This window comes from Mesorhizobium sp. M2C.T.Ca.TU.002.02.1.1 (assembly GCF_003997225.1).
Genome location: NZ_RZTO01000180.1, coordinates 1 through 9,075 on the forward strand (window position 1 = coordinate 1; position 9,075 = coordinate 9,075).

The 9,075-nt window shown below is 65.9% G+C and carries 11 protein-coding genes; 6 read left to right on the top strand and 5 right to left on the bottom strand.

The annotated features are described in order from the left end of the window. The 5 genes from EOD07_RS12345 to EOD07_RS12365 all read left to right on the top strand — a co-directional run. On the top strand, positions 1-252 hold a 252-nt coding region (locus tag EOD07_RS12345), incomplete at its 5' end, for an SDR family oxidoreductase (protein WP_127235644.1). A 6-nt stretch (positions 253-258) separates the two neighbouring features. Beyond that, the gene (gene pxpB / locus EOD07_RS12350) at positions 259-924 is read left to right on the top strand and encodes a 5-oxoprolinase subunit PxpB (RefSeq protein WP_127235645.1); all 666 of its coding nucleotides are present in this window, start codon (positions 259-261) and stop codon (positions 922-924) included. Beyond that, entirely contained in the window at positions 921-1,901 is a 981-nt protein-coding gene (locus tag EOD07_RS12355) for a biotin-dependent carboxyltransferase family protein (protein WP_127235646.1), read from the top strand. Before pxpB ends, EOD07_RS12355 begins: the two co-directional genes overlap by 4 nt. After that, positions 1,898-3,133, top strand: a complete 1,236-nt coding sequence (locus EOD07_RS12360; protein ID WP_245470082.1) for an epoxide hydrolase family protein — start codon at positions 1,898-1,900, stop codon at positions 3,131-3,133. Before EOD07_RS12355 ends, EOD07_RS12360 begins: the two co-directional genes overlap by 4 nt. A 40-nt stretch (positions 3,134-3,173) precedes the next feature. Beyond that, entirely contained in the window at positions 3,174-4,208 is a 1,035-nt protein-coding gene (locus EOD07_RS12365) for an Ldh family oxidoreductase (protein ID WP_127235647.1), read from the top strand. A 40-nt stretch (positions 4,209-4,248) separates the two neighbouring features. Here EOD07_RS12365 and EOD07_RS12370 read toward each other — a convergent pair whose 3' ends face one another. The 5 genes from EOD07_RS12370 to EOD07_RS12390 all read right to left on the bottom strand — a co-directional run bounded on the left by EOD07_RS12370 (position 4,249) and on the right by EOD07_RS12390 (position 8,463). After that, the gene (locus EOD07_RS12370; protein ID WP_040983753.1) at positions 4,249-5,019 is read right to left on the bottom strand and encodes a 5-oxoprolinase subunit PxpA; all 771 of its coding nucleotides are present in this window, start codon (positions 5,017-5,019) and stop codon (positions 4,249-4,251) included. Between the two features lie 22 nt (positions 5,020-5,041). Then, a complete protein-coding gene (locus EOD07_RS12375; RefSeq protein WP_127235648.1) occupies positions 5,042-5,434 on the bottom strand; it encodes a biotin attachment protein in 393 nt (130 codons plus the stop codon). Beyond that, a complete protein-coding gene (gene accC / locus EOD07_RS12380) occupies positions 5,431-6,798 on the bottom strand; it encodes an acetyl-CoA carboxylase biotin carboxylase subunit (protein ID WP_127235649.1) in 1,368 nt (455 codons plus the stop codon). Before accC ends, EOD07_RS12375 begins: the two co-directional genes overlap by 4 nt. A 5-nt stretch (positions 6,799-6,803) precedes the next feature. Further along, complete coding sequence (locus EOD07_RS12385; RefSeq protein ID WP_245470084.1) at positions 6,804-7,193, bottom strand: biotin/lipoyl-containing protein; 390 nt, start codon at positions 7,191-7,193, stop codon at positions 6,804-6,806. A 67-nt stretch (positions 7,194-7,260) separates the two neighbouring features. After that, the gene (locus EOD07_RS12390; RefSeq protein ID WP_127235651.1) at positions 7,261-8,463 is read right to left on the bottom strand and encodes a pyridoxal phosphate-dependent aminotransferase; all 1,203 of its coding nucleotides are present in this window, start codon (positions 8,461-8,463) and stop codon (positions 7,261-7,263) included. Between the two features lie 200 nt (positions 8,464-8,663). Between EOD07_RS12390 and EOD07_RS12395 the strand changes: the two genes are divergently transcribed. After that, a partial coding sequence (locus EOD07_RS12395; RefSeq protein ID WP_164772209.1) for an FAD-dependent oxidoreductase occupies positions 8,664-9,075 on the top strand: 412 nt, incomplete at its 3' end.

Sequence of the window (9,075 nt, forward strand, 5' to 3'; positions counted from 1 at the left end):
AACATCCGCGTCAACGCCATCGGACCGGGCACAATCCTGACCGACATGGTCAAGAGCTCGGTGATGGCCAGCGAGGCGCAGCGGCAGACCATCCTGTCGCGAACGCCGAGCGGGCGCTGCGGCGAGCCATCGGAGATCGCCAGCGTCGCTTCCTTCCTCGCCAGCGACGATGCCTCCTACATCGTCGGTCAGACCATTTATCCAGATGGCGGCCGCCTGATCCTGAACTACACGGTGCCGGTGAAGGACTGACCGCTCATGACCATTGGGCCGGCGCCGCGCATCAGCCTTGCGGGATCAGGCGCGCTGCTTCTCGATGGCGCGCAGCCAAGCTTCGACGACGCCGTTCAAGAGTTGGTCTGGGCTGTTGCCGAAGCCGCACGAGGCCTCGACGGCGTGCGTGAGACGGTCCCCGGCATGAACAACCTGCTGGTGCTCTTCGACCCGCTCGTTACGGACGCATCGCGTGTCGGCGAGCAACTGCAATCGCTTTGGGCCGGCACCGATCCGCAAACAGCCACTGGCACCTTGCACCGGATTCCCGTGCATTACGGCGGCTCGCGTGGCGAAGACCTTGCTGGCTGGGCCGCGCATTGCGGGCTGTCGCTGGAAGAGACAGTCAATCGTCACGCGGCCGCGACCTATTCGGTCGCCGCTATCGGGGCCATGCCGGGCTTTCCTTACCTGTCCGGTCTCGACCCGCGGCTCACCTGGCCACGGCGCAAGAACCCCCGCCTGAAAGTGGCCGAAGGCGCCGTCATCATCGGCGGTGCGCAGGCGGGCATCATGCCGATGACCGCCCCGTCGGGATGGCACATCATTGGCCACACCGACGTGAGGCTCTTCGACATCGAGGCGCAATCGCCTGTGCTGCTGAGGCCGGGAGACAAGATCCAATTCGAGATTGCGGGCATAGAGCAATGATCGAGATCCTGACCACCGGTCTTCCGAACACTGTCCAGGACCTCGGCCGTCCGGGCCATCTGTCGCTCGGGATCAGCCATGGCGGCGCGATGGACAGCCAGGCGCTGGCGATCGCCAATCTCATGCTGGGCAATGACCGATCGGCCGCGGGGCTGGAGATCGCGCTCCATCCCTTCCGGCTCAAGGCACATGTCGACACCGCGCTGGCCATTACGGGAGCCGACTGCCCGATCCGTATCGATGATCGGCGGTGTCCGCCCTGGTGGGCAACCGCCATCCGCGCGGGCGAGACGCTTCTTGTGGAAGCGCCGCACGCAGGCGCGCGTTCCTACATCGCCTTCGCCGGCGGGCTCGACCTGCCATCCGTCATGGGATCGCGCGCGACGGATGCGAAAGCTGGTTTCGGCGGGTTGGCCGGGCGCGGCCTTGCGCGCGGCGACCGGCTTCGGCTCAACACCGCGATGTGCGCGCTTCCTCCAGCAGGGCTTGGCGTGGCGCTGGAAGAGCGGCAAATCCCCGGCAACGCTACCGCCTCTGCGATCGAACTGAGGGTGCTTCCCGCTGCCGAGTTCCACAGCTTCACGGCGCAGGCGCATGCGGCCTTCACCGGAAGCGAATGGAAGATCACCAGCGAAGCCAATCGCATGGGCTATCGTTTGTCCGGAGAAACGCTCTCGCTTGCCTCGCCAAGGGAGCTGCTCTCGCATGGCATCGTCCCCGGTACCGTCCAGGTGCCGCCATCCGGCCAACCGATCATCCAGCTTGCCGACGCCAACACCTGCGGCGGCTACCCGAAAATCGCAACCGTGATCGAGGCCGATCTCTGGCGGCTCGCGCAAGCGCCGGTCGGCGCGCGCCTGCGTTTTTTGCCGGTCTCGATCGAAGCGGCGACCCAAGCACTGCGTACTGCCAGGCAGCAGCTTGACGCGTTCGTCGCCGCGCGGAACATCAGCGCCGGCGGCCTCCGACCAGCATGACGGCCGGAACGACGACAAGCAACGATATCGACTGGCTCAACCCATATCGGCGAGCGAACATGTCAACGGATATCCGACCCTTCACGATCCAGATCGCACAGTCTGAAATCGACGACCTCAAGCAGCGCATTTCAGGCTGGCGCGAGCCGGACCAATTGCAGGAAATCGGCTGGGCCCAAGGGACGGAGCGGGAGGAACTGCGGCGATTCGTTGAGCGCTGGCGCACAGGCTTCGACTGGCGCGAACACGAAGCCGCCTGGAACGCCCTTCCGCACTACCAGACCGATATCGGTGGCCAGACCATTCATTTCATCCATGTCCGCGCCGCGGTCCCAACCGCCAGAACGGTCATTCTCACCCATGGCTGGCCGGGCAGCTTTTGCGAATTCATCAGGCTTTTGCCGCTCCTGTCCGATCCGCTTGCCAATGGCGGGAGACAGGAGGATGCATTCAACGTCGTGATCCCTTCGATCCCCGGATACGGCTTTTCGAGACGGCCGACCAAGGCCGGCCTTAACCTGTTTGCCGTCGCCGACCTCTGGGCGGAACTGATGGGCCGGCTGGGCTATGAGCGCTACCTGGCGCAGGGCGGTGACCTCGGCGCCAGCGTGTCGACCATCCTGGCGCATGCCTATCCCGGCAATCTCGCCGGCGTGCATCTGAATTTCGTTCCCGGCTCGTATTCGCCATCGCATGATCCAGGCCCCGGCGGCGATCTCACCACGGAAGAACGCGCCTTCCTGGGAGAGAAAGCCCGGTGGGCGGACCTCCACGGCGCCTACAGCCACATTCAGGGAACACGCCCCCAGACCCTTGCCTACGGGCTCACCGATTCGCCCGTCGGGCTGGCGGCATGGATGATCGAAAAGTTCCGAGACTGGAGCGACTGCGACGGCGATCTGGACAACGCCGCATTCTCCCGCGACGAAGTCCTCGCCAACATCTCGCTCTACTGGTTCACGCGAACCGTCGCCTCGTCCATGCGTCTCTATTGGGAGACCCGCGCGCGGCCGTTGACATTTCCGCCTGGCGCGCGGATCGAGGTTCCGCTCGCGGTAGCGCTGTTTCCGAAGGAATTGCAGATGCCGCCAAGAAGCTGGGTCGAACGGGTTTTTCGCAACGTGCGCCGGTGGACAACCATGCCATGCGGCGGGCATTTTGCAGCCTTCGAGCAACCCGGCCTGCTCGCGCAGGATCTGAGAACCTTCGCGAGCGAGCTGCAATTTTCCTGACCCGCAGGCGCATGCTCTGCGGGCAAACGCGAAGGCCAGAATGAGCAGCACAACCGCCCTCACCATCGAAGCCCTGCATGAGCGCGTCGGGGCGATCTTCAGCAAGGCCGGGCTCAACCCCGCCCAGGCCGGCGCGATCACGCGCGCCATCGTCGCCGGGGAACGCGACGCCTGCAAATCGCACGGCATCTATCGCATCGAGGGCGCGCTGCGCACCGTCAAGGCCGGAAAGGCCGAGCCGAAGGCGGTGCCCGAATTGCTGCCGCAGGACGCGCCGGCAATCGTGAAGGTGGACGCCAAAGGCGGCTTCGCCAATCCAGCCTTCGAGCTCGGCCTGCCCGTGCTGGTCGAGCGGGCGCGCGCGACCGGCATCGCGGCATTGGCGATCAACAACGCGGTTCATTTTTCAGCCCTCTGGGTCGAGGTCGAGGCGCTGGCCGACGCCGGTCTGGCTGGCCTAGCCATGTGTCCAAGCTACGCGACCGTCGCACCGACGGGTGGTTCAAGACCCCTGCTTGGCACCAATCCCTTCGCCTTCGGCTGGCCGCGCCAGGAGCATCCGCCCTATGTCTTCGACTTTGCCACTTCAGTCGCGGCGCGCGGCGAAATCGAGCTGCATCGTCGTGCCGGCAAACAATTGCCGGAAGGCTGGGCGATCGATTCGGACGGCAGGCCGACGACCGACCCCGCAGCAGCGCTCGGCGGCGCCATGCTCTCCTTCGGCGGGCACAAGGGCTCGGCCATCGGCACCATGATCGAGCTGCTCGCCGGCGCCATGCTCGGCGACCTGACGAGCCGCGAGGCCCTCGATCTGCTCGGCACCACGACGCTCTATCCGAAGCATGGCGAGCTGGTCATCGCCCTGTCGCCGGAAGCTTTCGCCGCCGGTCGCCCTGGAAGTCCTTTCTCCCGGGCAGAAGCTTTGTTCGAGGCGATCCTCGGCCAGGGCGCGCGCCTGCCTTCGCAGAGGCGGTTCCTCGCCCGTGAGAAGTCGAGACGGGACGGCATCAACCTCACGCCCCAGGAGATGGAACAGCTCGACCGCTTCCTCGAACAGGGACTCGACGCCGTCTGAACGCCCGGCGCGGGCGCTGTGAGCCGTGAGCGGCCGGCCCTCAGGCGAACGCCTTGACCCTTACACCGCTCTGTTCCAGCCCGGCGCGCACGCGGGCGGCGATGGCGACCGCCGCCGGCGTGTCGCTGTGAACGCAGATCGAGTCGATCGGCGTCTTCAGCAATTGTCCGGAAATCGTCTCGATCGCGCCCTGCCTGACCATGCGCACGACCCGCTCCGCCGCCGCTGCGGCGTCGTGGATGACAGCGCCCTCCAGCTTGCGCGAGACCAGGAACCCCTCTTGCGTATAGGCGCGATCGGCGAAGATCTCCGACTTGACGGTCAAGCCTGCCTCGCGCGCGATCCTGTCCTGGAAGCCGAGCGCAATCGCCAGGCAGATCAGGCTGGGGTCGACGGCTTTGACGGCGCGTGTGACGGCTTCGGCGACGCCGCGATCGGTCTGGGTGAGGTTGCCCAGCGCGCCATGCGCCTTCACGTAGCGGATCGGGTGTCCGGCATAGGCGGAAAGCGCCTGCGCTGCGCCGATCTGGTATGCGACCAGCCTTTCGATCTCGTCCGCCGAATGCGGAATGGTGCGGCGTCCGAACCCCCACAGATCGGCGAAGCTTGGATGCGCGCCGACGGCGACCCCCTTGGCTCGCGCCATGGAAAAGGTCGCCGCCATGATCTCCGGGTCGCCGGCGTGGAAACCGCAGGCGACATTGGCCGAGCTCACGATATCGAGGATCGCCGCGTCGTCGCCCAGCCTGTAGGCGCCGAAGCCTTCGCCCATGTCCGAATTGATATCGACTTCAAGCCCGCTGCCCGTCATGGCGACTTCCCCAGAATTCATGTCACAGCAACTCGTAGAGCGGTGTGCCGTAGCCGACGACCGCGCCATCCTCGGCCAAGGCAACCCCCAGCTTGCCGTCCGCCGGCGCAACCACGCCCTTGAGGCATGAGCCGATCTGCAGGACGCCGACAGTCTCGCCCTTCCGGACCCGCTGCCCGCGTTCGACGACCGGATGGCCGGTCATCGGATGAACGAGACGGAACACGCCGACGCCCGGCGCGCGAACCGTCTTCAGAACCTCGGCCCGCGGCGCTTCGCTTGCCGTCGCGCGCGGCGCAGGACCGGCCGGCTGGATACGCAGGCAAAGCGAAAAGCCGGCCTCCGCCAGCTCGATCTCACCGACACCCGCGGCCGCGCACCATGCGGCAAGCCTCTCGATCTCCTCGGCCGTCATCGCTGTGCTCGTCCGTCGAGCAGGCCGCCTTCGATCAGGCGTTCCAGGTGGTGGATGTCGAAACCTCCGGCCGCGAAACCTGGCTCCTCCATCAACATGCCGTGCAGCGGCGCGTTGGTGGCGATGCCGACCGTCTCCATCTCGGCCAGCGCGCCCTTCATCCTGCGGATCGCATCGGCCCGGGTGGCGCCATGCGCGAGCAGCTTGGCGACCAGGGAATCATAGTGCGGCGGCACGGTGTAGCCGGAGTAGAGATGCGACTCGACGCGGATCCCCGGGCCGCCTGGCGGCGTCCAGCGCTCGACCCGTCCCGGATGCGGCCGAAAGCTGTAGGGGTCCTCGGCGTTGATGCGGCATTCGACGGCGTGGCCCTCGATGCGTATGTCTTCCTGCTTGAAGGACAGGGGCTTGCCCTGGGCGATCCGGATCTGCTCGCGAACGATGTCGATGCCGGTGATGAGCTCGGTGACCGGATGCTCCACCTGCACGCGGGTATTCATCTCGATGAAATAAAAACGCCCGTCCTCATAGAGGAACTCGAACGTACCCGCCCCCGTGTAGCCGATCTCGACACAGGCGCGGGCGCAAAGATCGCCGATCCCGGCGATCGCCGCGCGAGCGATGCCGGGCGCCGGCGCTTCCTCGATGATCTTCTGGTGGCGGCGCTGCATGGAGCAGTCCCGCTCGCCGAGCCAGACAGCCGCGCCATGCCGGTCGGCCAGGATCTGGATCTCGACATGGCGCGGATGCTCGAGGAATTTTTCCAGATAGACTTGCGGGTTGCCGAAGGCTCGTCCGGCCTCCTCTCGTGCCAATGCCACGGCTTCGATCAACGCGCCTTCCTCGCGCACGATGCGCATGCCGCGCCCGCCGCCGCCGCCGGCCGCCTTGACGATGACCGGATAACCGACGGCTCGGGCGATGGCCCGCACCGCTTGCTCGTCCTGCGCCAGCGCGCCTTCCGAACCCGGAACGCAGGGCACGCCGGCAGCCATCATTGCCCGCTTGGCCGCAACCTTGTCGCCCATGGTGCGGATCGCCGCCGCGGACGGCCCGATGAAGACAAGGCCGGCATCCTCCACCGCCTCAGCGAAGGCGGCGTTCTCCGACAGGAAGCCGTAGCCGGGATGGATCGCGCCGGCGCCTGTGAGCTGCGCTGCGGTGATAATCTCGGCGACGTTGAGATAGCTGTCGGCCGAGGCCGCTGGCCCGATGCAGATCGCCTTGTCCGCCAGCCCGACATGGCGAAGGCTCGCGTCGGCTTCCGAATAGGCCGCCACCGTCTGAAGGCCGAGATCGCGGCAGGCGCGCAGAATGCGCAGCGCGATCTCACCGCGATTGGCGATAAGGACGGTATCGAACATGGCGTTCAACCCGCCTCTTCCAGGACGAACAGCACGTCGCCGGACTGCACGGCGGCATGGTCCTCGAACGCGACCTCGACAATCCTGCCGGCGCGATCGGCCTCCACGACGTTGAATGTCTTCATGGCTTCGAGGACGCCGATCTTCTGCCCCTCCTCGACCAGATCGCCTACCGAGACGAGCGGTGGCTCGCCCTCGCCGGCGGAGCGATAGAACACGCCCGTCAGCGGCGCGCGGATCGAATGCCGCGGAATGGTCGCGACGGTGGGGCTTGAACCCGGAGCGGCGGACGTGTCGGAAGCCGAAACGGGCTGCGTATGCGATTGGGTCTGGAATGCGGGCGACAACACCTGCCTGGCAATGCGGATGCGAATCCCGTCGCGCTCGATCTGCACTTCGCCAATCGGTGAGCGCGAGACAAGGTCGATAAGTTCGCGGACGAGGTTCAGGTCCATCGCGGCTCTACCGCAGCGCTTCGACCGCCTCGGCGATGCGGCCGATCGCCTTCTCGATCAGGTCCATCGACGTGGCTATGGAGATGCAGAAATGCGGCGACAGGCCGTAGGCCGAGCCCTGCACCACCGCCACCCGCGCGTGATCGAGCAGGTAGAGCGAAAGATCGTCGTCGCTGCCGACAACGGAACCGTCCGGACGCCGGCGGCCGATCAGGGCCGAGCAGTCGGGATAGAGGTAAAAGGCTCCTTCAGGCGTCCGGCAGGAAAGGCCGGGGATTGCCCGCAGCAGCTCCAAGGCGCGATCGCGCCGGGCCTGGAACTCGAGCGCGCGCGGCGCCAAGAAATCCTGCGGGCCGTCCAGCGCGGCGATCGTCGCGGCCTGCGAGATGGAGGACGGGTTCGACGTGCTCTGGCTCTGCACCGTCGCCATCGCGCGGATCAGCGGTTCCGGCCCGCCGGCATAGCCGATCCGCCAGCCTGTCATGGCATAGGCTTTCGAGACGCCGTTGACCGTCAGCGTACGCTCCTTCAACCGCGGCTCGACACTGGCGATCGTGTGGAAGGCGCGCCCATCGAACAGGATGTGCTCGTAGATGTCATCGGTCAGCACATGGACATGCGGATGGTCGAGCAGCACTGCCGCCAAGGCGGCAAGCTCGTCACGGCCATAGACTGCGCCCGTCGGGTTGGACGGGGTGTTGATGAGCAGCCATTTCGTGCGCCCGGTGATGGCGGCCCGTAACGCCGACGGCGTGAGCTTGAAGCCAAGCTCCTCGCCGCAGGGAACAACCACGGGCTTGCCCTCCCCCAGAAGCACGATGTCGGTGTAGGAAACCCAATAGGGCGCGGGAACGATCACCTCGTCGCCCGGCGCCAACGTTGCCAGCAGGGCGTTGTAGATGATCTGCTTCGCACCGCCGGCGACAGTGATTTCCGACGGCCTGTAGTCGAGGCCGTTCTCGCGCCTGAACTTGTCGGCCACCGCTTTCTTCAGCGCCACCGTGCCGTCCACCGCCGTATAGCGGGTCTCCCCCCGGCGCATCGCCGCATAGGCCGCCTCGACGACATGCGCCGGCGTCGGGAAATCCGGCTCGCCGGCGCTCAGGCTGATGACGTCGATGCCGGCCGCGCGCATGTCGATCGCGCGGGCCGTAACCGCCATGCTCGGACTTGGCTTGATGACGTCGAGACGGGGCGCGATGAAACCCACTGAACACTCCTGGGACGGCTGCGCGGCCCAGCCGGCAGCGGATGCGTAAAAATTGGATAATGTATTCTGATTTTCGCGTCAAACCCCTTTTTCTCGTCATTAGCCTAGGTTATGAGTGTCCTTGAAGGGCTTGGCAGCGGACAAAAGTATCGAATCTTTGCCGCAACCACGACATTTGAGACAAGGGGAACGCTACCGGAATGAGCGCAAACTACGATGTGGTGATCGTCGGCGGAGGCGTCGTCGGCAGCTCGATCGCCTATTTCCTCTCCGCCAATCCGGATTTCGATGGCAGCATCGCCGTTATCGAGCGGGATCCCTACTACACCGCCTCTTCCTCTTCGCTGTCGACCAGCGCCATACGCCAGCAGTTCGGCACCCCGCCGAATATCGCAATGTCGAAGTTCAGCCTCGACTTTCTGCGCGAGGTCGGCACCCGGCTTGCGGTCGGTGGCGAGCCGGCGGACATCGGACTGCACGAGCCTGGCTATCTTGTGCTGGCGACGCCGGAGCGGGCCGAGGCGCAGCGTGCCAAGAACCGCGTTCAGCGCGATATGGGTGTCGATATCGAGCTGATCGAGCAGGCCGATCTGGCGCGACGCTTCCCTTGGC

What these genes read in the sequence shown, in the direction of transcription:
- pxpB (WP_127235645.1), top strand. Translation starts at nt 259, where the DNA reads ATGACCATTGGGCCGGCGCCGCGCATCAGCCTTGCGGGATCAGGCGCG.
- EOD07_RS12355 (WP_127235646.1), top strand. Translation starts at nt 921, where the DNA reads ATGATCGAGATCCTGACCACCGGTCTTCCGAACACTGTCCAGGACCTC.
- EOD07_RS12360 (WP_245470082.1), top strand. Translation starts at nt 1,898, where the DNA reads ATGACGGCCGGAACGACGACAAGCAACGATATCGACTGGCTCAACCCA.
- EOD07_RS12365 (WP_127235647.1), top strand. Translation starts at nt 3,174, where the DNA reads ATGAGCAGCACAACCGCCCTCACCATCGAAGCCCTGCATGAGCGCGTC.
- EOD07_RS12370 (WP_040983753.1), bottom strand. Translation starts at nt 5,019, where the DNA reads ATGACGGGCAGCGGGCTTGAAGTCGATATCAATTCGGACATGGGCGAA.
- EOD07_RS12375 (WP_127235648.1), bottom strand. Translation starts at nt 5,434, where the DNA reads ATGACGGCCGAGGAGATCGAGAGGCTTGCCGCATGGTGCGCGGCCGCG.
- accC (WP_127235649.1), bottom strand. Translation starts at nt 6,798, where the DNA reads ATGTTCGATACCGTCCTTATCGCCAATCGCGGTGAGATCGCGCTGCGC.